Annotated in this window: 21 protein-coding genes; 8 read left to right on the top strand and 13 right to left on the bottom strand. The window is 69.4% G+C overall.

Annotated elements, in window-relative coordinates:
- Positions 1–179 precede the first annotated feature (179 nt).
- Positions 180–782: a hypothetical protein gene (locus AC3WR5_RS07200; protein WP_231013056.1), complete on the bottom strand. Its 603-nt coding sequence runs from the start codon at positions 780–782 to the stop codon at positions 180–182.
- Between the two features lie 83 nt (positions 783–865).
- On the opposite strand from AC3WR5_RS07200, the gene AC3WR5_RS07195 reads away from it, so the two are divergent.
- Positions 866–1,789 (top strand): hypothetical protein, encoded by a 924-nt coding sequence (locus tag AC3WR5_RS07195; RefSeq protein WP_492483097.1) that lies wholly within the window; start codon positions 866–868, stop codon positions 1,787–1,789.
- Between the two features lie 22 nt (positions 1,790–1,811).
- On the opposite strand, the gene AC3WR5_RS07190 is transcribed toward AC3WR5_RS07195, so the two are convergent.
- The 12 genes from AC3WR5_RS07190 to AC3WR5_RS07135 form a co-directional block, all read right to left on the bottom strand.
- On the bottom strand, positions 1,812–3,221 hold the full coding sequence (locus tag AC3WR5_RS07190; protein ID WP_492483095.1) for an NADPH cytochrome P450 oxidoreductase family protein: 1,410 nt from the start codon (positions 3,219–3,221) through the stop codon (positions 1,812–1,814).
- On the bottom strand, positions 3,218–4,237 hold the full coding sequence (locus tag AC3WR5_RS07185; RefSeq protein WP_492483093.1) for an FAD:protein FMN transferase: 1,020 nt from the start codon (positions 4,235–4,237) through the stop codon (positions 3,218–3,220). The genes AC3WR5_RS07190 and AC3WR5_RS07185 overlap by 4 nt, the downstream gene beginning before the upstream one ends.
- Positions 4,238–4,244: 7 nt before the next feature.
- The gene (locus AC3WR5_RS07180; RefSeq protein ID WP_492483091.1) at positions 4,245–5,111 is read right to left on the bottom strand and encodes a DUF4198 domain-containing protein; all 867 of its coding nucleotides are present in this window, start codon (positions 5,109–5,111) and stop codon (positions 4,245–4,247) included.
- 19 nt (positions 5,112–5,130) lie between these two features.
- Positions 5,131–5,649 (bottom strand): DUF2271 domain-containing protein, encoded by a 519-nt coding sequence (locus AC3WR5_RS07175; protein WP_141289980.1) that lies wholly within the window; start codon positions 5,647–5,649, stop codon positions 5,131–5,133.
- A 50-nt stretch (positions 5,650–5,699) separates the two neighbouring features.
- On the bottom strand, positions 5,700–6,338 hold the full coding sequence (locus AC3WR5_RS07170; protein ID WP_492483089.1) for a PepSY-associated TM helix domain-containing protein: 639 nt from the start codon (positions 6,336–6,338) through the stop codon (positions 5,700–5,702).
- Between the two features lie 3 nt (positions 6,339–6,341).
- The gene (locus AC3WR5_RS07165) at positions 6,342–7,019 is read right to left on the bottom strand and encodes a Fe2+-dependent dioxygenase (RefSeq protein WP_492483087.1); all 678 of its coding nucleotides are present in this window, start codon (positions 7,017–7,019) and stop codon (positions 6,342–6,344) included.
- A gap of 12 nt (positions 7,020–7,031) precedes the next feature.
- The gene (locus AC3WR5_RS07160) at positions 7,032–7,451 is read right to left on the bottom strand and encodes an ExbD/TolR family protein (RefSeq protein ID WP_492483085.1); all 420 of its coding nucleotides are present in this window, start codon (positions 7,449–7,451) and stop codon (positions 7,032–7,034) included.
- Between the two features lie 10 nt (positions 7,452–7,461).
- Complete coding sequence (locus AC3WR5_RS07155) at positions 7,462–8,232, bottom strand: MotA/TolQ/ExbB proton channel family protein (RefSeq protein ID WP_141289984.1); 771 nt, start codon at positions 8,230–8,232, stop codon at positions 7,462–7,464.
- A gap of 18 nt (positions 8,233–8,250) precedes the next feature.
- Complete coding sequence (locus tag AC3WR5_RS07150; protein WP_492483083.1) at positions 8,251–9,006, bottom strand: energy transducer TonB; 756 nt, start codon at positions 9,004–9,006, stop codon at positions 8,251–8,253.
- Positions 9,007–9,221: 215 nt separating this feature from the next.
- Positions 9,222–11,315 (bottom strand): elongation factor G, encoded by a 2,094-nt coding sequence (gene fusA / locus AC3WR5_RS07145; protein WP_492483081.1) that lies wholly within the window; start codon positions 11,313–11,315, stop codon positions 9,222–9,224.
- A 176-nt stretch (positions 11,316–11,491) separates the two neighbouring features.
- Entirely contained in the window at positions 11,492–13,861 is a 2,370-nt protein-coding gene (locus AC3WR5_RS07140) for a catecholate siderophore receptor Fiu (RefSeq protein WP_492483079.1), read from the bottom strand.
- Between the two features lie 353 nt (positions 13,862–14,214).
- Positions 14,215–15,693 (bottom strand): AMP nucleosidase, encoded by a 1,479-nt coding sequence (locus tag AC3WR5_RS07135; RefSeq protein WP_141287945.1) that lies wholly within the window; start codon positions 15,691–15,693, stop codon positions 14,215–14,217.
- A 247-nt stretch (positions 15,694–15,940) separates the two neighbouring features.
- On the opposite strand from AC3WR5_RS07135, the gene AC3WR5_RS07130 reads away from it, so the two are divergent.
- The 7 genes from AC3WR5_RS07130 (at position 15,941) to AC3WR5_RS07100 (ending at position 24,522) form a co-directional block, all read left to right on the top strand.
- Positions 15,941–16,363, top strand: coding sequence for an EF-hand domain-containing protein (locus tag AC3WR5_RS07130; RefSeq protein ID WP_170200885.1), 423 nt, complete (start codon positions 15,941–15,943; stop codon positions 16,361–16,363).
- 259 nt (positions 16,364–16,622) lie between these two features.
- Positions 16,623–17,471: a transporter substrate-binding domain-containing protein gene (locus AC3WR5_RS07125; protein WP_492483076.1), complete on the top strand. Its 849-nt coding sequence runs from the start codon at positions 16,623–16,625 to the stop codon at positions 17,469–17,471.
- On the top strand, positions 17,471–20,194 hold the full coding sequence (locus AC3WR5_RS07120) for a response regulator (protein WP_492483074.1): 2,724 nt from the start codon (positions 17,471–17,473) through the stop codon (positions 20,192–20,194). The genes AC3WR5_RS07125 and AC3WR5_RS07120 overlap by 1 nt, the downstream gene beginning before the upstream one ends.
- 120 nt (positions 20,195–20,314) lie before the next feature.
- Positions 20,315–21,301 (top strand): phosphate/phosphite/phosphonate ABC transporter substrate-binding protein, encoded by a 987-nt coding sequence (phnD, locus tag AC3WR5_RS07115; protein ID WP_492483072.1) that lies wholly within the window; start codon positions 20,315–20,317, stop codon positions 21,299–21,301.
- A gap of 9 nt (positions 21,302–21,310) precedes the next feature.
- A complete protein-coding gene (gene selD / locus AC3WR5_RS07110; RefSeq protein ID WP_492483069.1) occupies positions 21,311–22,387 on the top strand; it encodes a selenide, water dikinase SelD in 1,077 nt (358 codons plus the stop codon).
- A gap of 168 nt (positions 22,388–22,555) precedes the next feature.
- Entirely contained in the window at positions 22,556–23,758 is a 1,203-nt protein-coding gene (locus AC3WR5_RS07105) for a sigma-70 family RNA polymerase sigma factor (protein ID WP_231013064.1), read from the top strand.
- 293 nt (positions 23,759–24,051) lie between these two features.
- The gene (locus AC3WR5_RS07100) at positions 24,052–24,522 is read left to right on the top strand and encodes a Spy/CpxP family protein refolding chaperone (RefSeq protein ID WP_231013065.1); all 471 of its coding nucleotides are present in this window, start codon (positions 24,052–24,054) and stop codon (positions 24,520–24,522) included.
- Positions 24,523–24,524: the final 2 nt, after the last annotated feature.

Below are 24,524 nucleotides of genomic sequence, written 5' to 3'. Positions count from 1 at the left end.
GCGCTTTCCGGGGAGAAAGCGGTGTCGCGGCTCAGCGCTGCATCAATCAACGTGCCGCGATGATAAACAACTGATTATCTTGCGCAAGTGTTTTTTATCTTTTGAGCAACGAATTGCGCAAACTCGCCTGCCGCCTCTGAGCAACGGGCGCCGGCTGCCACGCGCGGTGCTGCGCGGGCTCAGCGCTTTTTCTTCAGTGGTGCCACGCCGGTCTGCAGCTTCAGCCACAGCGCGTGCGGGTCTTCCGGCGCAGGCGGCGGAGGTGGCGGTGGCCGCACGATGCCGGAGCCGGGCGCCGGCAGCGGCGCGCTGCGGGTTGCCGGCGCCGGGCTGGGCTCGGCGGCAGGCGTGGGCACCAGCACTTCGCCCAGCAGGTCCAGCAGCCGGGTACGGGCGCGTTGCGGGTGGCGGCGGTAGTAGGTCAGTACCAGGCCGACGATGAAACGTTCGTCGTCGTCCTGCGGCAGCGGGTGCTCGGCCGCTTCGTCGGTGCCGCCCAGGCCCAGCGCGGCGCGGCCGCCGGCATGCGGCTGGTCCATCCAGCCGGCAGGCTTCTGGCAGCATTGTTCGAACTGGCGCGCCAGCCGCTCGCCGATCTGGCGCGAGCGGCCCTTGATCTGGCTCCAGTAGCTGGGTTGTATTTGCAGACGTTCGGCGAAACGCCGCTCCAGGCCACGCAAGGTGGCGGCGTCGGCGTGTTTGACAGTGCTGCGGACAAATTCGTCGAACAGGACCAGCGCGTTGTCGAGGCGAATGGCGGCCACGTCGCGGGGAAACTCCATGGCCCCAATGATAAAGCCGCCTTGCCCTGCCCACGGCCGGCAGGGTCGGCCGCCGGCGAGGCGGCCTGCATCAAAATCGCCGCATGCACGCCATTTCTTCTCTCCGACTGAAGCTCCTGAACCGTTGCTGCCTTGCGCTGACCCTGGCAGGCGCTGCACCGCTTGTGCCGGCCGCCGGCGTTGCACCGGACAGCCGCACGCCGATCTACCTGCACCACGCCGGTTTTGGCAATGTCGCGGGCCTGAAGAACGGCATCCTGGTCAGCGTGGAGGCTTGCCGTCTGGAGAAGAACCTGCCGCCGACACCGGCGCCGGCCAGGCTGCCGTCGGACGACTACCTTGCCAAGCTGAGGGTCACCGAGACCGAGGAGTATTTCGACGGCGCCCGCCATGCCACCTACACCACCGTGCGCCGGGTCGCGGCCGATCCGGCCAGTGGCAGCTGCGCGCTGGCGCTGTTCGCCGAACGCCATGCCTGGGCCGGCGACGTGTGTGGCGAGGCGACCCTCGGTGGCTCCACGCCGCTGGGGAAGATGATCGACTACACCGCCCCGCAAGCGTCCCAGCCTGAGCTGAGCACGCAGGGCGCGGGGCGCACCGCTTGTGCGGGCAAGAAGGTCGACGCCTATGACCTCGCCGGCTTGCCGGCCGAGGATGCCGGCGGCGCCCGCTGCGTCTGGCAGAGCGACGTGCTGGCCAAGACAATGAAGACCGCCGGGCTGGCCGCCAAGGGCCATGACGGCAAGAGCCCCGAGGCGGACTACTGCCTCTATGAGCGCCAGCCGCTCTATGTGCACAACGGGCACCACGAACTGGTCGTGCTGAAAGGTTCCGGCTCAACCGAAGGCGATGTGCTGGACCAAATGCTGGGCGAGGCCAGCGCCTTCCTCAATGAGCGCCTGCTGACCATCACCGACGGCACGCCCATCCCCGCCGAGCGCTTCAGCGCAGCCGCGGTACGCAGCTTCGTGTCTCAGCCTGGCAAGACATCGTTGGCCAAGCCTTGATGGGCATAAGCTGCTGGGCTGCTCAGTAAAGGTCGCGCTTGTAGCGGCCCTGCGCGGCCAGCTCGGCCAGCGCCGGCTCGCCCAGCAGTTGCTGCAGCGCCTGGTCCACGCCCTGGCCCAGGCCTGTGAGGCTGCCGCAGACGTAAATCCGCCCGCCTCGCGCCAGCCACTCCTGCACCCGCGCGCCTTCGGCCAGCAGCTGCTGCTGTACGTGGCGGGGCGCGCCCGGTGCAGCGTCGCGCGAGAAGACGCGGTCCAGCCGCTGCAGCGTGCCGTCGCGCAGCCAGCGCACCAGGTCCTGCTCGCAAGGCCTGTCGTGTGCGGCGTGGCGTTCGCCGTAGACCAGCCAGCCCGGGCCCACCGCTTCGCCGCGCGCGGCCGCCTCGGCGCGTGCCGCCAGGTGGCCGCGCAAGCCGGCCAGGCCGCTGCCGCCGCCGATGAACAGCGCCGGTTGCGCCAGGTCTTCGGGCGCGGCGTGGAAGCGCGGGTGGGCGCGCAGCGTCAACGCGACGGGCGTGTCCAGCGGCGCCTGCTGGCACAGCCAGCCCGAAGCCAGGCCGGGTGTGCCGTCGGCCTGCGACTGCAGCCGCACCAGCAGCCGCAGCGTGGGCTCCGAAGGCAGCGAGGCGATGGAATAGCTGCGTGGCGCTTGCAGCACGCCGGCCGCGTCCGGCGCCTGCACCAGCGCCAGGTCGCCAGGCTGCCAAGCCGGCCTGTTCTGGCCCTCGGAGGGTGTGAGGTCCAGCTGGTACAGCGGCGCGCCGCTGCTGCCGGGGTTGACCCACTGGCGTGCGCTCAGCCGCCAGGCGCCGCTGGCCAGGGTCTTGTCGTCCAGTGCGGCATCGGCCTCGGCGCCGGCAGCGCCCAGCGGCGCAAGCTGGGCCCACCAGCGGGCCAGGTTCGCCGGGTCGTCACCGTCCAGTTCGATGCGCGGCGCCAGCGGCTGCGCACCGTGCGCATGGCACAGCGCCTCGACCTGTTCGCCAAAGGCGCAGAAGGCTTCATAGCGCCGGTCGCCCAGGGCCAGCAGCATGAAAGGAGGCCATGGCTCGGACAGGTGGCCGTTGCGCCTTGCCTGTTCTTGCGCCACGCGCTTGAGGAAAGGCAGCGCCGGGTCCGGCGGGTCGCCTTCGCCGGTGGTGCTGACGACCCACAGCGCCCGCCGCGTGTGGGCCAGCTCGGCAGGGTCCAGCTCGGCCAGGCTGAGCAGCCGCGCCGGCGTGCCGGCGGCCTGCAGGCGCGCGGCCGTCTGGGCGGCGAGGTGCTCGGCGCGGCCGGTCTGGCTGGCGTGCAGCACCAGCACGTGGCCGTCGTCCACCGGCGGCGCGGCATGGCGGCGGTGGCGCCAGACGATGCCGGCGCACATCGTGGCGTAGGCCGCAACCAGCCCGGCCGCCGCCCACAGGCGGCTGGGTTCCAGCTCGGCGATCACGCCAGGAAGGCCCGCAGCGCCGGGCTGAGGTGTTCGCTGAAGCGGCCGTCTGCCTCGCGGCTGATGAACAGCGCGGCCAGCCCCTGCGCTTCGGCGCAGGCCGGGCCGGCCTGCGGGCCCAGCACGGTCAGCGCGGTGGCCCAGGCGTCGGCCCACATCGCGTCGGCATGCAGCACGCTGACCGAGGCCAGGCCGTGCGCGACCGGCTCGCCGCTGCGCGGGTCGATGGTGTGCGAGCGCACCTGGCCGCCGGCCTGGTAGGCGCGGCGGTAGTCGCCTGAGGTGGCCACGCTGAGGCCGTGCAGCGCCAGCACGGTGCTGGGCAACTCGGCGCCTGGCGGGTGTTCCAGGGCCACCCACCAGGGCTGGCCGTCGGGCTTGTGGCCTTCGCCGCGCAGCTCGCCGCCCAGCTCGACCAGGAAGCTCGCGATGCCGCGTTCGCGCAGCACCCTGGCCATCACGTCCACGCCATGGCCTTTGGCAATGGCCGACAGGTCCAGCCGGCAGCCGCCGGGCTGGCGCATCGCGTGCTGGCGGCTGTCCAGCTGCAGCGCCTGCCAGGCCGGAGCGACCGGCAGCGCCGCGGCCGGCGCGCTGAAGCCGGCCTCGTCGTGCCGGCCGGTGGGGCCGAAGCCCCAGTGGTCCACGGCGGGCGCCACCGTCGGGTCGAACGCGCCGCCGCTGGCTTCGGCCACCTGCAGCGCGGCCTGCATCACCAGGAAAAAGTCCGGCGGCAGGACTTGCCATGCACCCTCCGGCAGCCGGCAAAAGCGGCTCAGCTCGCTGTCGGCCTCCCAGGTGCTCATCTGCCGCACCAACTCGTCCAGCGCGTTTTGCAGCGCATGCTGCACCGCCGTGGGTTGCACCTGCCGCGGGCCGACCCAGTCGACCTGCCAGGTCGTGCCCATGCTGCGCCCAGCCAGACGATGCACCGCCTGGCCCAGCACCAGCGGCGCGGGCTGCAGCGTGGGCGGGATCAAAACCCGCCGCTGTTCAGGTGCGGCAGCAGAAGGCATCGGTGGCTCAGCGCGGCAGCACTTCCAGCGTGGCGGCGTAGCTCAGGCGGCGCGCCGGTGCCGCGGGCCTGGCGGCGTCAGCGGCCGGCGCGGCGGCAGCGCCGCCGGGGCCGCGTCCGCCCTGGCTGATGCCCAGCCAATAGCGGCCGGCCTCGGTCCACTGGATGGTGAACTCGCCCTTGGCGTCGGTGCTGAAGTTCTGCTCGCCCATCTTGTAGCGGTAGCGGTTGCCGCCCTGCAGCAGGCTGACGGCGGCATTGGCATAGGCCTGGCCGTCGACCAGCACGCGGAAGCGGCTGGTGTCGCCGGTGCTGATGTCCACCGGCGCGGTCAGCGGGATCAGCTCGATGCCCTTGCCTACCGGCGTGATCGGGGTGGTGCTGGGCGTGTCGCGGGCGACGAAGGTCTCGACGCGGCTGAGCATCTGCGTGACCTGCACCTCGCTTGCGTCGGCTGGCTTTTCCTTGGCCCAGGCTTCCAGCGTGCCGCGGAAACGCTTGGTCTCGCTGCCCAGCTTGTAGCTGGCCATCACGGTTTCGCTGACGTTGGCCACGCGGTACGTGCCGGGCTTGGGCAGCGTCAGGTCGAAGCTGGCGCGGTGGCGCGAAGCGGTGTTGAGCTTGTCCTTGTCGACCGCCAGGTTGGCGCCGTCCGGTCCGGTGACGACCAGGCCGTCCAGCGGCAGGCCGCGGGCGTCGTACTCGAACAATGCTTCGCTGGTCGCGGCGTCGAAGGAGACCGCGCCGTCGCGGTTGTCCACCAGCGTCGCCGTCGGCGCAATCCACGGGTGATGCGCGTGGGCCAGCGGCACCAGGCCAGCCAGCAACGTGGCGGCCAGCGCGCTGCGGCGCAGGGAGCTTGTGAAGGTGTTCATCGGGTGTCTCCTGAAGGTCTCAAGGCTTGACGCTGAGGCTCACGGCGCCCAGCTCGTGCTCACCCTTGACGCTGCTGCTGTCGGCCGTCTTCACCGGCCAGGCAAACGGCACCTTGACCACTTCGCGGCCACCGCCTTCGCGCGCAGCCTCGATCAGCAACTCGTACTGGCCCGGCGGCAGCTCGGCCAGGGCCTTGGCGTTGCCCAGGTTCAGCGTGTGTTCGCCCGGCGCGCGCGTCGCGCCGCTGACGCCGTCCACCGGCATCTCCAGCGCGCGGCCGCTGACGCGCCACCAGCTGCGCATGTCCTTGAGCCACTTGGTGCCGGCGTTGTCGCGCTTCTTCACGTCGTACCAGACGGCCAGGTTGCCGGCGAATTTCTGGTCGGCCGCACTTTGCAACCACACCGCCACATACGGCGTGTGGTATTCGGCCACGGTGAGGCGCGGCACTTCGACGCGCAGCTGCAGGTCGGCCGCCCAGGCCGGCGCGCTCAGCGCCACCGCGCTGCCCAGGGCCATCGAATATCGGAGTTGCATGCAGGTCACCTTGAGGTACAGGAATGATGTGGGTGCTGTGAAAAATCAGATCAATGCATCAGCAGCAGCGCGACCATGGCCGGCAGCAGCAGGCCGGCGCCCACCAGCGGCCAGGTCAGCGCGCGGTGGCGGGCATGGATTTGCAGGATCAACAGGCCGGTCAGCGCGAACAGGCAGCAGCCAATGGCCAGCAGGTCGATGAACCAGCGCCAGGCGGTGCCGGTGTGGCGGCCCTTGTGCAGGTCGTTGAAGTAGGCGAGCCAGCCGCGGTCGGTGAGTTCGGCCTCAAAGCTGCCTTCGTGGCGGTCGATGCGCAGCCAGGCGTCGCCGCCCGGGCGCGGCAGCGGCAGGTAGACCTCGTCGGGCGACCATTCGGCCTCGGTCTCCACCGGCCAGCGCAGCGAGGTCTCGGCCATCAGCTTGTCGCGCACGGCCGGCGGCAGCGGCGCGTTGGCTTTGTCCTTCTTCGCGGCCGGGCTGGCGTCCAGCAGCTTCAGCAGGTCTGGCGTCAGCGTGCCGGTCTGGTTGTGCACGGCGGGCTTGGCCTCGATCTCGCCCGCGTGGTTCAGCGTGAAGCCGGTGATGGAAAAACCCAGCAGCCCGATCAGGCAGATGGCCGAGCTGATCCAGTGCCACTGCAGCAGCGTGCGCAGCCAGGCGTTGCGGTCCTTCGTCTTGGGATCGCTCACCCTTCAAACCTCGGTCCAGCGGCGCAAGAGGTTGTGATAGTGGCCCGTGAGCGTGACGGTTTCCGGGCAGTCGCCAATGCGGCCGCGCAGCGACTGGATGGCCTGATCCAGCTCGTAGAGGGCTGCGCGTTGGGCGTCTTCTCGGATCATGCTTTGCAGCCACAGGAAGGCGCACTGGCGCTCGCCGGTGGTGACGGGTTCGACGTGATGCACGCTGGTCGACGGGTACAGCACCAGGTCGCCGGCCGGCAGCTTCACCAGGTGCTCGCCATAGGTGTCGCGCACCACCAGGTCGCCGCCTTCGTAGCTCTCGGGCTCGGCCAGGAACAGCGTGGCCGAGACATCGGTGCGCAGCGCCTTGCCGTTTGGCAGGTAGCGGATCGCGCCGTCCACGTGGTCGCCGTAGTGTTCGCCGCCGCTGTAGCGGTTGAAAAACGGCGGCAGGATCTCCAGCGGCAGCGCGGCCGACAGGAACATCGGGTGGCGCAGCAGCGCGCGGGTGACGAACTGCGCCAGCTCGGCGGCCAGCGGCGACTTGTCGTCCAGCTGTCGGTTGCGCTTGACCTGCGCACCTTGCGGGCCCACGCTGGCCCGGCCGTCGATCCAGCTGCCGCCGTCCAGCCGTGCGTTCAGCGTCTGCAGTTCGTCGGGGGTCAGGACTTGCGGAATGTGCAACAACATGGGGCAGTGGGCTCAGCGAGGCTCGGGTTCGCTGACAAAGCCGATCTTGGTCAGGCCGACACGGCCGGCATCGGCCAGCGTCTCGGCGACGGCGCCGTAGGCCGCCTGGTGGTCGGCGCGCAGGTGGACCTCGGGTTGCGGCTGCTTCGCGGATTCGGCCTGGAAGCGCTCCGCGGCCTGGGCGCGGGTCACGGGCTCGCCGTTCCAGTAGCGCTGGCCCTTGGCGTCGATCGCGAAGTCGATCTTGTCTGGCGGCACGTTGTTGACCTGGCTGCTGGCCTGCGGCAGCTGCAGCTTGACGGCATGCGTGAGCAGCGGCGCGGTGACGATGAAGATCACCAGCAGCACCAGCATCACGTCGATCAGCGGCACCATGTTGATCTCGGCCAGCGGCGCGGACGCGCGCTGCTTGTCGAAGGAAGCAAAAGCCATCGCGCGGTCCTCAGGCCGAAGCCGGGGTCTGGGCCTGCTGCGGCACTGGTTTCAGCGGCCTCACGCTGGCGCCCAGCTGCTGCTGGCCGGCGCCGGGCGCCTCGCCCATGGTCAGGAAGCTGTGCAGCTCGAAGGCAAAGGCATCCAGCCGGCCGGCCAGCACGCGGTTGCTGCGGGTGAAGGCGTTGTAGGCGACCACGGCCGGGATGGCCACGGCCAGGCCGATGCCGGTCATCACCAGCGCTTCGCCGACCGGGCCGGCGACCTTGTCCAGCGTGCCGGCGCCGCTCATGCCAATGGCCAGCAGCGCGTGGTACACGCCCCAGACAGTGCCGAACAGGCCAACGAAGGGCGCGGTCGCGCCGACGGTCGCCAGCGTCGTCAGGCCGCTCTCGAAGCGCGTGGTTTCCTCGTCCAGCACCTTCTTGATGGTGCGGGTGACGAACTCGCTGGCGCTGCCGGCCTCGGCCAGGCGCGAGGCGCCGTGGCGGGCATGGTGGACCTGCGCATGAAGCGCGTGCGCGCTGAGGTGCGAGAACGGGTCGCGCGCGCCGTGGGTGCTGATTTCGTGGCGGACTTCGTCCAGCGTCGAGGCGTTCCAGAAGTGGTTCAGGAACTCGCTGCTGCGGCGCTGGCGCAGGTATTGCGCAACGCCCTTGCCGGCAATGATGGCCCACGAGGCGGCGGACATCAGGATCAGCAGCGCCAGCAAGGTCTTGCCGACGGCGTCGCTCTGGGCGAGGAAATGGGCCAGGCCCTGGGTGGTCGAGACGGTGTCCATGAGAGTCGGCGGTTCAGGTCATTCCAGGTTGAATTCGATCGGGGCCAGCGTCGTCCATTCGATCGCCTGGCCTTGGTCCATGTAGGGCTTGAAGCGCGCCGAGCGCATCGCCCGCACTGCCGCTTCGTCCAGCCGCGCGTAGCCGGAGGACTGCTTGACGCTGACCTCGCGCGGCACGCCTTGCGCCGTCACGACCACGCGCAGCAGCACCGTGCCGGATTCGCCCAGCCGCTTCGAGGCCGCCGGGAAGCTGAGCTGCAGCGGCACCAGGTACTGCACCGCGCTGGATGGCAGCAGCTTGGGTGCGGCCGGTGGCGCTGGCGCGGGGGCAGGCGCCGGGCTGGGCGGCGCGGCCACGGCGGCGACCGCGACCGGCGCCGGCTCAGCCGGCGGCGGCGGTGCGGTGAAGGCGGGCGCTTCGGCGCTGGGCGTGGGCGGTGCCACCAGCACAGGCCGTGGTGGCTGTGGCGGCAGTTTCTGCACGCGCGGTGGTGGCGGGGCCGGCGGCTTGGGCGTGGGGGCCGGTGGTGCGATCCATTGCACCGTCAGGACCTTGGGCTCGGGCGTGGCTTCCAGCGATTCGCCGTGGGCCTGCAACAAGGCCCAGACGATGCCGGCGTGCAGCGCCAGCACGCCCAGGCTCAGCAGTTGCCGGCTGCGCCCGCCCAGGTCTTCGCGCTCGATGAACCGGAAGCCACCCGCGGCGTGCGGCGCCGGCGGCGCGGCAGCGGCGCCCGAAGGCACGGGCAGGGCAGGAACGGGCAGCGGGCGCATGGTGGCAACAAACGGGGCGGGCGGGAGCGGCGGCGGTCAAACACACGCTGGCCGCAAGGGCCGCCAGCGCCAACTGGCGGGGTGCCACGTTGCTGCATTGCAGTGAACTCATGTTACTGCAAATGCGAATGATTCGCAAAGTGAGCCGCATGGATTGCCCATGGGTTTGATGCCGCGCAAAGGCGCGGCATCTCGGCGTGAGCCCCTGTCGTGCGTCAGCCCTCGTCGTGCCGCTGCCACTCCTTGGCCATCTGCAGCTGCACATTCGGCGGGGCTGCTTCGTGGTGGGACAGCGCCAGCGTGTAGCGCCCCTGGCCGCCGGTCAGCGCGTTGAGCCGGCTCTGGTAGCCCTGCAGTTCGGCCGCGGGTGCCAGCGCGCGCACTTCGCTCCAGCCGCCGGCCAGCTGGTCGGTGCCGGTGACCTGGCCGCGGCGGGACGCAAGATCACCGGTCAGGTCGCCCAGCGAGCCGGTGGGCAGCTGCAGCTCCAGCGAGACGATGGGTTCCAGCAGCAGCGGCCGCGCCTCCTGCAGCGCCAGCCAGGTGGCCTTGCGCGCGGCGGTGGTGAAGGCGATGTCTTTCGAGTCCACGCTGTGGTGCTTGCCGTCGTACACGGTGACCTGCACGTCCACGACGGGGAAGCCGGCGACCACGCCAGCGGCCAGCGCTTCGTGCACGCCCTTCTCGACCGCCGGCATGAAGCTGCCGGGAATCGCGCCGCCTTTCACCTCATCGACAAAGCGCTGGCCCTCGCCACGCGCCAGCGGTGTCACCCGCAGGTGCACCTCGCCGAACTGGCCGGCGCCGCCGCTCTGCTTCTTGTGCCGGTACTGGCCCACCGCCTGTCCGGTGATGGTCTCGCGGTAGGCGACCTTGGGCAGTTGGGTCTGCACTTCGCAGTGGTGCTGCTCACGCAGCCGGTCCAGCAGCACCTTGAGGTGCAGCTCGCCCAGCCCGAAGACCACCGTCTCATGCGTGGCGGCCACATGTTCCAGCCGCAGGCAGGGGTCTTCGTCGACCAGCTTCTGCAGCAGCTCCCACAGCCGTTGCTCGTCGCCATGGCGCTGCGGCGAAATCGCCAGGCCGTGCACGGGGGTCGGGAAACTCAGCGGCGCCAGGTGCAGCCGGCCATCGTCGGGGCTGTCGTGCAGCACGGCGTCGAAATGCAGTGCATCGACCTTGGCGATGGCGGCAATGTCGCCCGGCAGCGCCTCGTCAATCGGCAAGTGCTCCTTGCCCTGCAGCCGGAACAGGTGGCCGACCTTGAAGGGCTTGCGTGCATCGCCGATCAGCAACTGCATGTCGCGCTTGAGCGTGCCCTGGTGCACGCGCAGCACGCCGAGCTTGCCCACGTACGGGTCCTGCAGCACCTTGAACACATGGGCCAGCACCGGCAGCGCCGGGTCGGCCGTGGCCTGCACCGGCTGCGCTTCCTCGCCCTCGCCGCGCAGGAAGGCCGGTGGGTTGCTTTCGGTGGGGTCGGGCAACAGCCGCACGATCACGTCCAGCAGTTCCTTCACGCCTGCGCCGGTGCGCGCCGAGACGAAGCAGACCGGAATCAGGTGCCCCTGGCGCAGCGCCTCTTCCAGCGGCGCATGCAGCTCGCTGGCATCCAGGTCGCCCTCGTTCAGGTAACGCTCGACAAAGGCCGCGTCGATCTCCACCACCTGTTCCACCAGCGCGCGGTGCGCGTCGGCCACCGACGAAAAGTCGGCCGAGCCCTGGCGCTGGAAGAAGCAGTCCACCACGCGCGCTGCGCCGGCCGAGGGCAGGTTCAGCGGCAGGCATTCACGGCCGAATGCGGCCTGCAGCTGGGCCAGCACGCCGGGCAGGTCCACGCCGGGCGCGTCGATCTTGTTGACGATCAGGATGCGGTCCCGGCCACGTTCTGCGGCCTGCGCCATCAGCCGCAGCGCCATCGGCTCCAGGCCGGCGGCGGCATTGATGACGATGGCGGCAGTGTCCACCGCTTCGAGGGCCGGCAGCGACTGGCCCAGCGCGTCGGGTGTGCCGGGCGTGTCCAGCAGGTGCACCCGTGTGCCATCGTGTGCGAAGTGCATCACCGCGCTGTTGAGCGAGTGTTGAAGCCGTTTCTCCAGCGGGTCGAAATCACTGACGGTGCTGCCGCGCTCCAGGCTGCCGGGCGCGCCCAGCATGCCGGCGCGGTGCAGCAGCGCCTCGGCGAGCAATGTTTTGCCGGCAGCGGCCGGGCCCATCAACGCCAGGCTGCGGATCGCGTGCATGGCATCGCGGGCCGCAGCGCCCCGTGCTGACAGGCCGGCTGTTGCCGGCGATGCTGGGCTTGACATGGGGCGCTCCTTTCGGGTTGCGCGTCCACGGTACGCCTGGCCCTGGCGCAAAGCAAGAGGCCATGAAAGCCACATGGCGACAACAAAAAAGGCCCCGGTTTTCACCGAGGCCTTCACGTTCAAAGCAGCGCCGCAACCGTCGCGTCAGTCGCCTGACTCGCGGCGCGCAACGCGCATCAGAACTGCACGCTGGCGGTCAGCGAGGCATTGCGCGGCGCGCCCAGGCGCATGCGAGCGCCGCTGTTGTTCAGCGTGCTGATGTATTCCTTGTCGAACAGGTTGCCGATGTTCAGCTGCAGGTTCACGTTCTTGCTGACCTTCCACGCGGCCATCAGGTCCACCACCGTGTACGACGGGATCTCGGGCACGTTGTCAGGCGTGATGCTGAGGCTGTTTTTCGAGATCGCACGCTTCTGGTCCGACACGTAGCGCACGCCGCCACCCAGCGTAAAGGCGTTCAGGGTGTACGAGGTCCACAAGGTGGCGGTCAGGTCGGGCGACCAGCGAACGCCGGTGGTGGTGGTGACCGAGTTGTCGGTGCTGGACACGCTGGTCTGGCTCAGCTGCTCGGTCTTCATCTTGGCGATGCCGGCGGTGATCTGCCAGAAATTGGTGATCTGGCCAACGGCGGACAGCTCCAGGCCGGTGATGCGGGTCTTGCCTTCCTGGCGGTAGATCGTCGGGTCGACCGTGTCCTGCGTGACCTGCTTGCTGTTTTCCGAGCGGTACAGCGCGGCAGAGACGTTCAGGCGCTTGTCCAGCAGGTCCCACTTCGTGCCCAGCTCGATGTTGTTCGTTTCCTGCGGGTCCATCGCGGAATTCGCCGCGTTGGTGACCGTGGCCGAAAGCGAGAAGTTCGCGCTGCCCGGAGGCGTCAGCGAGTTCGAGTAGGCCGCGTAGACGGTGCCGTCGGCGGTGGGCTTGTAGACCGCGCCCAGGTTCCAGCTCAGCAGGTTGTCGGCGTCGCGCAGTTCCTGTACGTCGATGCCGCCCACCGCGTAGCCCGGGTGACTGCTGAGGTTGGCGCTGGTCACGATGGTGCCAGCCTTGGTCGTGATGCGGTAGCGCTCGAAGCGCAGGCCGGCGTTCAGCTTCCACTGCTCGTTCAGCGTCAGCGTGTCGAAGGCATAGACCGCAGCGGTCAGCGTCGTGCCTTCGGTGTCTGCGCCGGTCAGGTAGGGGATGCCCAGCACGTCGTTGGTGTTCGGGTCGTACAGGTTGGCCGCGGGGATCGCGATGGCGGTGTAGTTCACGCCCTTGATGGTTTGCGCGGTGGTGCCGGTGCCCAGCGTCTGCTGGCGCTCGTGTGTCAGTTCCAGGCCGCCGCTGAGGTCATGCTTCAGCCCACCGGTGACGAAGCTGGTCGTCACGCTGGTCTGGTTGGCAATGATCTCGTTGGTCTGGTCGGTGCGCTGGCGCGAGCGGCCCACGGTCCATTCCGACGGGTCCTTGATCGGGCTGCCGATGTCCGAGCCGTTGATGGTCGACGAAATGCCGGTGAGCACGCGATCCATGTGGGTGCGGCCGAAGCGGAAGGCGCTGCGCAGCGTGGTGGTGGGCGTCAGGTCGTGTTCGAAGCGGGTCGTGACCATGTCGGCCTTGACCTTCTCGTAGTCGTCCTTGCTGCCGTAGTAGTTCTCCGGGCGCACGCGTTCGCCGGCAGTGATCGCGGCAGCCTGCTCGGCCGTGGTGGCCGAAGTGCCGGAGGCTGTGACGGCGCGGTAGTAGCCGTCCATGCCGATGGTCGGGATGCCGCCGTCGGGCGTGTTGTCCTGGCGCATGTGCTGCGAATACAGGAACACGCGGGTGGGCGTGTTCAGGCCGAAGGCAATCGATGGTGCCACGCCGTAGCCCTTGTTCTCGACCTCGTCGCGGCCGTCCACGCCGCTCTTCTGCGCCATCAGGTTCAGGCGGATGGCGGTGCTGTCGCCAATGGCCTGGTTCAGGTCGGCCGTCGCGCGCTTCTTGCTCGCGGTGCCCAGCGTCAGCGAGCCTTGGCGCGAGTCGTCCAGGCTGGGCAGCTTGGAGATCAGGTTGATGTAGCCACCGCTGGCGCCACGGCCGATGTCGGCGCCCGCCGGGCCCTTGACGATCTCGACCTGCTCCAGGTTGAAGGTGTCGCGGGTCACCGCGCCCAGGTCGCGGATGCCGTCGACAAAGGTCGAGTTCTGCGCCGAGAAGCCGCGCAACTGGAAGGCATCACCCGCCGAGGTGTTGCCGTTTTCTCCCAGCTGCATCGTGATGCCCGGGGTGTTGCGCAGCGCTTCCATCAGCGTGGTGGCACCTTGCTCCTGCAGGGTTTCCTTCTTGATGACGGTGATGGTCTTAGGCGTGTCGATCAGCGGCTGGGTGATCTTGGACGAAGCGCTGGTGTCGGCCTTGAACGGCACTTCGCGCTGGGCCTTGACGCTGACGGTGGGCAGCGCGCCGTCGGTGGGCTGCGGGGTGGTGGGCGCGGTCTGGGCCAGCACGGCCATCGGAACAGCGCTCAGCAGGGCGACGGCGTTGGCGCCTGCATGGCGACGGCTGCGGATGTATTGCGACATGGGAGACAAATGAGTTGGGTAATGCGAATCGGGGTTGCGGCGCGCGCATGCCGAACCAGCCGGGCTGTGCGAGCGGCCCCGGCGGCGATCAACGCTTGCGAACCCTCCCGGTCTGTTGCTGACCCCGATTGCCACTTGCGGCTGCGGCGGCGTTCGCCTCGGCAAATCGGTTAAGGAAAGTAAACCCAATCATAATCGAAATGAGAACGATTATTGATTGAAGAGAATTCCCAGGCGGCGCATGTCGCGTGCCTGCCACTGCCGCGGCGGCATGCAAGCAAAAAAGGCAGGGCCACGCTGCCGCGGCCCTGCCCCTGGAAAGCCTCGCGCCTTGAAGCGCGGCAGACCTTGCGCTACTGGAACGCCACCTCGGCAAAGCTTCGCAGCTTGCGGCTGTGCAGCTGCCCCACGCCAGCGCTGCGCAGCAGCTCCAGCGCGCGGATGCCAATGCGCAAGTGCTGGTCCACCCGCTCGCGGTAGAAGTGGTTGGCCATGCCAGGCAGCTTGATCTCGCCGTGCAGCGGCTTGTCGCTCACGCACAGCAAGGTGCCGTAGGGCACGCGGAAACGGAAGCCATTGGCTGCGATGGTGGCGCTTTCCATGTCCAGCGCCACCGCGCGGCTCTGGCTGAAGCGGCGCTCGGGACCCGGGTGCGGCAGCAGTTCCCAGTTGCGGTTGTCGGTGGTGGCCACGGTGCCGGTGCGCAGCAGCGTCTTGAGCGCCTGCCCGGAGAGCTGGGTGACCTCGGCCACCGCCTGCTCCAGCGCCACCTGCACCTCGGCCAGCGCCGGGATGGGCACCCACAGCGGCAGTTCTTCGTCCAGCACATGGTCCTCGCGCACATAGCCGTGGGCCAGCACGTAGTCGCCCAGTTGCTGCGTGTTGCGCAGGCCGGCGCAGTGGCCCAGCATGATCCAGGCGTGCGGCCGCAGCACGGCAATGTGGTCCGACGCGGTCTTGGCATTGGCCGGGCCCACACCGATGTTGACCATCGTGATGCCGCCATGGCCTTCGCGCACCAGGTGGTAGGCCGGCATCTGCGGCAGCCGTGGCGGCGCCATGCCGCTGGCCCGCTGCTCGGTGCCTTCGCGCGGCGTCACCACGTTGCCGGGTTCGACAAACGCGGTGTAGTCGCTGCTGGCGCCCTGCATCAGCTGGTGGCCCAGGCGGATGAATTCGTCGATGTAGAACTGGTAGTTCGTGAACAGCACGAAGTTCTGGAAATGCTCGGGCGCGGTGCCGGTGTAGTGGCGCAGCCGGTGCAGCGAGTAATCGACCCGCGGCGCGGTGAACAGCGCCAGCGGATGCGGCTCCTTGGGGCCGGGCTCGTAGGTGCCGTTGGCAATGCCGTCGTCCATCGCGGCCAGGTCCGGCAGGTCGAAATGCTCGCGCAGGCGAGCTCGCTGCTCGGCCGTCAGCGTGCCTTCGATGTGGTCGGCCTCGCCGAGCGAGAAGTGCACGGGAATCGGCTGCGTGCCCAGGCCCACGTCCAGGGCCATGGCCTGGCCGCCATGGTTGCGCAGCAACAGCCGGAACTGCTCGCGGTAGTAGTCGCCGAACAGGTCGGGCCGGGTCAACGTGGTTTCGTAGGTGCCTGCGCCGGCCACGAAGCCGAAGCTCAGCCGGCTGTCGGGGCGCTGGTCGGTGTGCGTTTGCACCCGCACGCTGGGGTACCAGGCGCGCACCCGGCCGGCCGGGGCCTGGCCGTCCACATAGGCTTGCAGTTGTTGCCGCAGGTGCTTGACCTGGGCCTGGTACAGGGCGACGACCTGGGCCAGGGCGGCTTCCGGGTCGTCGAAACGTTGGCGCGGGGTGAACGGGGCTTCGATCATGGGCAGATTGTGAACCGCTGGCCCGGCCGGCGCCGCAGGCCCCCCGATTGCCAAGCCCCAGGTCAGTCGAGTTTGCGGCGGTGTAAAGAGCTGTAATGCGCCGCAGCGAGGATCAACGCCTTGCCGCCGGGCCACGTTGTGCACGGGACGCGCCAGATGGCGCCCCACCGTGGCGGCGCTCAGCGCGATTCACCACGCAGATTTTTTCCGCTGTCTGTCCTTTCCGAAACGACCAAGGAGCACCTCCATGTCCCGTACCGCTTTGCTGTTCAGCCCGCTCGCCGCCCTCGCGCTGGCACTGGCCTTGCCGGCCGCGCAAGCCGCCGATCCTGCCACCGCCCGCCCGGGTGCCGCCCACTTCAAGCAGTTGGACACCAACGGCGACGGCGCGATCAGCCGTGAAGAAGCCGCCACTGCCCCGGCCATTGCCGGCAAGTTCGACATGATCGACACCGACAAGGACGGCAAGCTGACGCCGCAGGAACTTCGCGCCTTCAGCGAAGCCCACAAGTCCGACGTTTTCGGCAAGCTGGACACCAATGGTGACGGCATGCTGAGCAAGGATGAAGTCGCCAGCCGGCCCAAGCTGGCCGAGAAGTTCGACAGCCTGGACGTCAACAAGGACGGCCAGCTGAGCCCCGACGAAATGCGCGGCATGAAGATGCGCTGACCCTGCTAGTCGTCCATCCGGAAGGCAGCTTCGTGAGAAGCTGCCTTTTTTATTGCCCTGGCCGCCACAGCTTTGCGCGGAACCCTGATGCCGGCAGGCAATCCAAGCTGTTAAGTTGCAAGGCTGCGCACAAGTCTGGCAGAGGGCATTTGCTGCCCCGCCAGGCAGGAAGACTGCGCTAGAGTTGATTCAGCTGTTTCGAGACCGTTTGCTCTTGCCCGCCATTGCCAGGGAAATGTCCCGGCACCGAGAGGTGGCTGTGTCACGCAAAAAGATGGTTGGCGCCGCCCTGCTGACATTGGGCGTGCTGCTGTTGCTGGTCATTTTTTCAGGCCGGCCTGAAGACGCGCTGGGCCGCGTGCGGTCTGCCGGCGTGCTGCGCGTGGGCTACGCGATCGAGGCACCGTATGCGCAGCTGGGGGCCGATGGCCGCGTCACCGGCGAATCGCCCGAACTGGCCCGCCTGATCGCTGCGCGCGCCGGGCTGCCGGCCATCGAATGGGTGCAGACCAGTTTTGACCAGCTGATCCCGCAATTGCAGGAGCGCCGCTTCGACCTGATTGCCGCCGGCATGTTCGTGACCCGCGAGCGCGCCGGCAAGCTGCTGTTTTCCGAACCGACGGAACGCGTGGCCGCCGGCCTGCTGCACCGCAGCGACGCCCGCTTGCCGGCCAGCCTGCAGGCCATGGCCGCCGAGCCGGGGCTGAAACTGGCGGTGCTGAGCAGCTCGGTCGAGCATCAGCAGGCCCGCCAGGCCGGGCTGGGCGACGCGCGGCTGGTGGTCGTGCGAGACGCGGTGGAAGGCCGCGAAGCCGTGCAGCAGGGACTGGCCCAGGCTTTGATGCTGTCCTTGCCCACCGTGCGCAACCTGGCCGCCGTGGGTGGTGCCGTGCCCATGCTGGCCACGCCGGTGGCAGAAGGTGCCGAGCCGGGCTGGGTCGCGTTCGAGTTCCACCTGGAGGACAGCCAGTTGCAGCGCCATTGGAACAAGGCCCAGGCGGAGGTGGTCGGTTCGCCCGAGCACCGGGCCTTGATGCAGCGCTTCGGTTTTGCGCCGGAGGACCTGCCCGGACCGGTCACGCTGGCCAAGCTGCTGGCGCCGGCCTGATGAAGATGATCAAGCGCCACCAGCCTGCACCTTTGCCGATGGTGGTTGCCCGGGCGGGTCGCGTGGGCCTGCTGGCCGTCGTCGGGGCCAGCCTGGTCGGGGCCTTGTTGCTGATGCTGTTCTGGCAGCAGATGCAGAGCCGCATTCCGCTGAACACCTTGCTGCGCGACATGCGCCAGGCACGGGTCGAGCTGGTCACCGGGGATCTGTACCTGACGCTGGCCGCCAGGCCCGATTCGGCCTGGCAGCCCGAGCAGGGCAAGGCGCTGCTGCACCAGTCCACCATGGCGCTGCTGCGGCTGGGGCGGGCGGCCAACGACGCGCTGGTGGCCGCTGGCGAACCGGCGCCGGGCGACCTGGTGCCCGAGGTGAGCGCGCTGCGCGAGCGCCTGGCCGAACTCGGCCCGCGCCCTGGCCCGGCCGAGGAACTGGAGCTCAGGCTGGCGCTGCAGGCGGTGGACCGGGCCGCGGTCCGGCTGGACCAGGCGCTGAACGACTGGGTGCAGCGCCTGCGCGCCCAGCAGCAGCGGCTGTTCCTGTGGGCGCTGATGCTGGCCGGCCTGCTGCTGGCGGGGCTGTGGACCGCGATGGCGCTGCACCTGCGCAGCCAGCGCCGCCATGCGGTCGAGCTGGCGCAGTACCACGACGAGCTGGAAGCCCAGGTGGCCGAGCGCACGCAGGCGCTGGCGCTGGCGCGCGACCGGGCCGAAGGCGCGAACCGCGCGAAGAGCGCCTTCCTGGCCAACATGAGCCACGAGATCCGCACGCCGATGAGCGCCATCCTCGGCCTGAACTACCTGCTGCAGCGCGACACCGAGGACCCGCAGCAACTGCGCCGCCTGGGCCAGATCAACGACGCCGCCAGCCACCTGCTGCAGATCATCAACGACATCCTGGACCTGTCCAAGATCGAGTCCGGCAAGCTGGAGCTGGAGCGCACCGAGTTTTCGCTCGACCAATTGCTGGACCGCATGATGGCCCTGGTCTCGCAGCGCGCGCAGGACAAGGGCCTGGAGCTGGTGCTGGACACCGACGAGTTGCCGAACTGGCTGATCGGCGACCCGACCCGCCTGTCGCAGGCGCTGCTCAACCTGCTGGGCAACGCCATCAAGTTCAGCGACCACGGCTGCGTGGTGCTGCGCGGGCGCCGCATGGTCGGCGAAGCCACGGCCGGCCGCGAAGGCCAGGTGCAGATCCGCTTCGAGGTGGGTGACAACGGCGTGGGCATTCCGGCGGACAAGCTGGCCGACATCTTCAACGCCTTCGAGCAGGCCGACACCTCCACCACCCGGCGCTTTGGCGGCACCGGGTTGGGCCTGTCCATCACCCGCCGCATTGCCGAGCTGATGGGCGGTGAGGTGGGCGTGCGCAGCACGCCAGGCGAGGGCAGCCGCTTCTGGTTCACGGCCTGGCTGGTGTTGTCGGACCGGCCCGAGGCCTCGCGCCGGCTGCCGATGCTGCAGGGCCGGCGCGTGCTGCTGGTCGACGACCAGCCCGAGGCCCGCGAGGCACTGGGCGTGATGCTGCAGCAAATGGGCCTGGCGGTGCAGACGGCCGACAGCGGCCCCGACGCGCTGCGCCAGCTGGCCCAGGCCGAGCGTGATGGCTGGCCCTTCCACCTGGCGCTGGTCGACTGGATGATGCCCGGCCAGGACGGGCTGGAAACCCTGAGACGCTGGCGCCTCAGTTCACCCGCTTCCGCGGCGACGCTGCGCGCGCTGCTGATCAGCGCCGGCGACCCGGCCAGCCTGCTGCTGCCGGCGCGCGAGGCGGGCTTTGCCGCCGTGCTGGGCAAGCCCATCACCGCTTCCATGCTGCACGACAGCCTGGTCCAGCTCAGTGCCGAGCAGGCGGCGCCGCTGCCGCGGCTGGCCCGGCCGGGGCCTTCGGCCGGGCCGGTGCCGGGCGAACTGGAGCAGTTGCTGCGCGAGCGCCATGCGGGCGCGCGCATCCTGCTGGCCGAAGACAACCCGGTCAACCAGGAAGTGGCGATGGAGTTGCTGCGGCGAGTGGGTCTGGCCGTGGACCTGGCCAGCGACGGCAGCGAGGCCATCGCGCAGGCCCAGGCGCGGCCGTATGCACTGATGCTGATGGACGTTCAGATGCCTGGCATCGACGGGCTGGAGGCCACGCGCCGCATCCGCCAGCTGCCTGGCCACGCCCACACCCCCATCCTGGCGATGACCGCGAATGCCTTCTTCGACGACCGCCAGGCCTGCCTGGACGCCGGCATGAACGACCACGTCGGCAAGCCGGTCGACCCGAACAAGCTGTATGTGTCGCTGCTGCAGTGGCTGCCCGTTGGCGAGCCGGTGCTGCCGGACGAACTGGCGACCTGGGCCGGGCTGGACGCGACGCTGGGCATGGCCCGCTGCGGCGGCAGCCCGGTGCTGTGGCAGGCCGCGCTGCAGCGCTTTCGCCAACACCACCACCATACCGACACCGAGCTCGGCGAAGCGGTCGCCGCCGGGGACTGGGCCCAGGTGGCGCAGCTGGCGCGCACCTTGTGCAGCGCGGCCGCGGTGATCGCGGCCACGGAGGTGGAGCAGGCGGCCTGCACGCTGGAAGCCGCCTGCCGCGACGCCGCCGAGCTGCGCATGTTGCTGGACGAGGCCGCGCAACTGCAGCGCCAGCTCGGCCGGCTGATGCAGACGCTGGCCTCGATTGCGCCGACGGCGCTGGCCGAGCGCGCCGCGGCGCAGGCCGGCGAAACGGTGTCCTGAAGCCCGGTTCGATGGTGCATCGCGGCACCATCTCGGCCAGCAACTGGCGCTTGCGCTCTACGCTCTATATTGCCAGGGCGGGTGGGCCCTCCGGCCGCCTGCTTCACCGGCCCTGTCCCCATGTCATTCCCGCCTGTCTCGACTGCTTCTGTTCCCGCCGCCACCCGCCGCCAATGCCTGGCAGCTGCCCTCGGCCTGCTGGCCGCAGCCGGCCCGCTGCGGGCCGACGACGAGCCGGCCAATGTGCTGCGCGTCACCGGGCTGGCCGATGAGGCGGCCGGTGGCGACCTGTCCCGCCGCTTCGCCCCGCTGCGCGCCTACCTGGAAGCGCGGCTGGAAATGCCGGTCGTCTGGGTCATGGCGCCGGACAGCACCGGCGTGGTGGACGCGCTGGTCCAGCGCCAGGCCGACCTGGCCTGGTGCGGCGGCTTCCAGTACCTGCTGGCCGATGCGCGCAGCGGCGGCCAGGTGCAGCCGCTGGTGCAGCGCGCGCAGGACGACGAGTGGCGCTCGGTCTTTGTTGCCCGGCCCAGCCTGGGCTTGCGCAGTCTGCTCGACCTGAAAGGCCGCACGCTGTGCTTTGCCGGGCAGCAAAGCCCGAGCGGTCACCTGATGCCACGCAGCGAACTGCTGGCTGCCGGCATGCAACCGGCCACCGAGCTGCGCCGCCTGGCCTTTGCCAGCGGCGCCCAAAGCACGCTGCAAGTCGTGGCCAGCGGCAAGGTGGACGCCGGTGCGCTGAGCCTTGCGGCCTGGCAATCGCTGAGCCAGCCACGCGCGCCGGGCTCCGCGAGCGCGCCGGCCTCACAAACGCCGGCTTCACAAACGCCACCTGCCCCTGTGGCCCAGCCTTCGCCGGACGCTGCCGCGCTGCAGGTCTTCCACACCACCGCGCCGTACCACGACTACCTCTGGGTCACCCAGGCCGGCCTGCCCAGCGCGCTGCGCGAAGCCTTGCGGGAGGCCTTCCTCGCGCTCGCGTCCGAAGGCACGGCGCAGGCGACCGAACTGCTGGCGCTGCAACGCACCACCGGCTACCAGCCAGCCCTGCCCGAGCATTACCGTGCATTGCGAGCGGCGGCCGACAATGCACACCTGCTTTCCTGATTGCGCCGAATGAACGCTTCTGCCCCTTCCCTTCCTGCCGGTGAACCCAGGCTCAGCTCGCTCTCGCATGGCGGCGGCTGCGGCTGCAAGATCGCGCCCGGCGTGCTCAGCAGCATCCTGAAGCAGGCACCGGGGCTGCCGGTGCCGCCGGAACTGCTGGTCGGCATCGAGACCTCGGACGATGCTGCCGTCTGGCAGCTGACGGACGAGCTGGCGCTGGTCGCCACCACCGACTTCTTCATGCCCATCGTCGACGACCCGTTCGACTTCGGCCGCATTGCCGCCACCAACGCCATCAGCGACGTCTACGCCATGGGCGGCAAGCCCATCTTCGCGCTGGCGCTGGTCGGCATGCCGGTCAACGTGCTCAGCGTCGAGACCATCGGCCGCATCCTGGCCGGCGGCCAGGCCATCTGCCAGGCCGCCGGCATTCCCATTGCCGGCGGCCACACCATCGACTCGGTCGAACCCATCTACGGTCTGGTCGCGCTCGGCCTGGTGCATCCGAAAAACGTGCGCCGCAATGCCGATGCAAAGCCCGGCGACCGCCTGGTGCTGGGCAAGCCGCTGGGCGTGGGCGTGTTTTCGGCGGCGCTCAAGAAGGGCCAGCTCTCGCCGGAGGGCTACGCCGAAATGATTGCCCGCACCACCCAGCTCAACACGCCCGGCCCGGCGCTGGCCGCGCTGCCCGGCGTGCACGCGCTGACGGACGTGACCGGCTTCGGCCTGGCCGGCCATGCGCTGGAACTGGCGCGCGGCGCCGGCTGTTCGCTGCGGCTGGACTGGGCGAAAGTGCCGCTGCTCAGCGGCGTCCGCGCACTGGCCCAGGCCGGCCATGTGACCGGCGCCTCGGCGCGCAACTGGGCCGGCTACGGCGCGCAGGTGCGGCTGCCGGCGGGTTTTGGCGCGGTGGACCAGGCACTGCTCAGCGACCCGCAGACCAGCGGCGGCCTGCTGGTCTCGTGCGCACCAGAAGCGGTCGACCAGGTGCTGGCCATCTTCCGCGCGCAGGGCTTTGCCGAAGCCGCCGAGATCGGCGAGGTCCAGGCCGCGGGCGCGGACGCGGTTCCCCTTGAATTGATTTGAAACCGTTAAAAGGCGCCGGGCGCTAAACAGTCTGGCGCGGCGGCCGATGATCGGTTGCCAGCCGGACAGCGAGCGGTCCGCGAGGCTGCGGCAAACTGCCGATATCGGCGCCGAAGACCCGGCTCCTCGGCAGACCTGGCAGCAGGTGGCGGCCTAAGATTCTGTTCCATGATCTCGCTGCAAGGTGTGCCGTCGGTTCTCATCGCCAAGAACCAGTCCTGGGTCCGCAAACAGGCCCAGGCACTGGTGCGCCATCTGCCAGCCAACGTGGAGCGGGCCGACCTGATCCAGGTCGGACTGATCGCGGTGGCGCAGGCGGCGGTGAGCTTTGAATGGGAAGGCGACCGCGACAGCGCGGACGCCCAGGAAGCGTTCGTGCGCTACGCCCGCATGCGCGTCAAGGGCGCCATGCTGGACGAGTTGCGCCAGATGGACTTCCTGACCCGCGGCGAGCGCCGCAAGATCAAGGTCGTGCAGATCGCCCGCGAGCGGCTGCGCAACCGTGACGGAAAAGAACCCGGCCTGGGCCTGCTGGCCGAGGCCACCGGCATGAGCGCGCAGGAAATCTCCTCGCTGATGCAGGCCGACCAGTTCGGCCGCCACCAGTCCCTGGCCGAATCCGATGACGATGAACACGGCGGCGGCGGGCAGCGCTTCCATCCGGCCACCGCGCAGGAGGAAGTCGAGGCGCGGGTGGACACCGGCATCGTGCTGCGCCGGCTGGAGCGGTTTTTTGCCGACCTGCCCGAGCGCGAGCGCATGGTCATCGACGCCTACCTCGGTGTCGGCCTGACGCCGGTGGAGGTTGCCAAGTCCTTGCAGGTCACACCTTCGCGGGTTTCGCAGATGTACCAGTCGGTCGTCAAGCGCGTGGCCCAGCATTTTGGCCATGCCGTGCCCACGCGCCAGCGCGCGATCGATCGCCAGCTGGCGCGCCCGGTGCAGGTCGACCGGCAGTCCGAAGCTTTTGCCGAACTGATGCGCGAACGCGAAATGCAGATGCGTGGCGAAGCGCAAGCCAGCTGGGGCGAACTGATGGAGCAGGTGCTCGTCGTCGAGCGCTCGGAAGCCGAGCCGGTGATTGCCGCGGCCCGGCGTTCATCTGGCGCCACCGCGCGCAGCACCGCCGCGCGGCGGGCGGGCCCGGCCAAGGCTGTTGTGCAAACCTGCCCGGACCTGGCCGCTGCCGTCGCACCGGCCGCAGACCTCAGCCCCGCCAGCCACGCAATCACCAGCACCGCCAAGCCGGCGCGGGTGGGCAAGGCCACCAGCGCCCGCGGCAGCAGCGGTGCACGAAGCCGAACGCCGCGCGAGCCGGTCGACGGCGACCCTTCCGCGCGGGACAACGACACCGCGATGATGGACACATGAGAAGCTGTGAACGAACCACTCGAACCCGCTCGGCCCGCCAAAACACGCCCACTCGTCGTTGCAAATGCTCGCTGTAGCCCGAGCTACAGCTGTGCTTTGCGCCTAGATTGGGCCCGTTTTGACAAGCCTTTCGGGCTCGACCGGTCCATTCACAGCTTCTGAGCTCCGCTGCCGCTGCAATAAAACGATACGCAGCGACACAGCGTCGAGAAGACTTCACTCGCCCTCGGGCGCAGCATTCAGGCACGGTTCACCCCGTGCCTGTTTTTGTTTGCGACAAAGGAGCGAGCGCCATGAAGAAAACCTGGATCAAACGCGGCCTGATCGGCCTGTTGAGCGTCGGCGTGCTGTTCGGCGGCCTAGCGGCCTATGCCGGCAACCGGTTCAGCCACATGAGCGAGGCCGACATGGCGCGCATGCGCGTGCACGTCATCGAGCGCGTGCAGAAGGAGCTGGTGCTGGACACCACCCAGCAAGCCAAGCTGAACACCCTGGCCGACGTGCTGCAGCAGCAGCGCGCGGCCATCAAGGGTGGCAGTGCCGACGCTTCGCCACGCGAGGCCATGCAACGCCTGATCGCCGGCAATGCCTTTGACCGTGCCGGCGCGCAAGCGCTGATGGACCAGAAGCTGTCCGCGGTGCAGAAGGCCGGCCCCGAGGTGCTGACCGCCGCAGCCGACTTCTACGACAGCCTGCGCCCTGACCAGCAGGAAAAAGTGCGTGCCTTCATGGCCAGGCACGGTGATCGTTTCGGCCGGGGCTGAGC

Source organism: Ideonella sp. FW305-24 (assembly GCF_058788035.1).
This window is presented reverse-complemented; position numbering and strand designations above follow the sequence as displayed.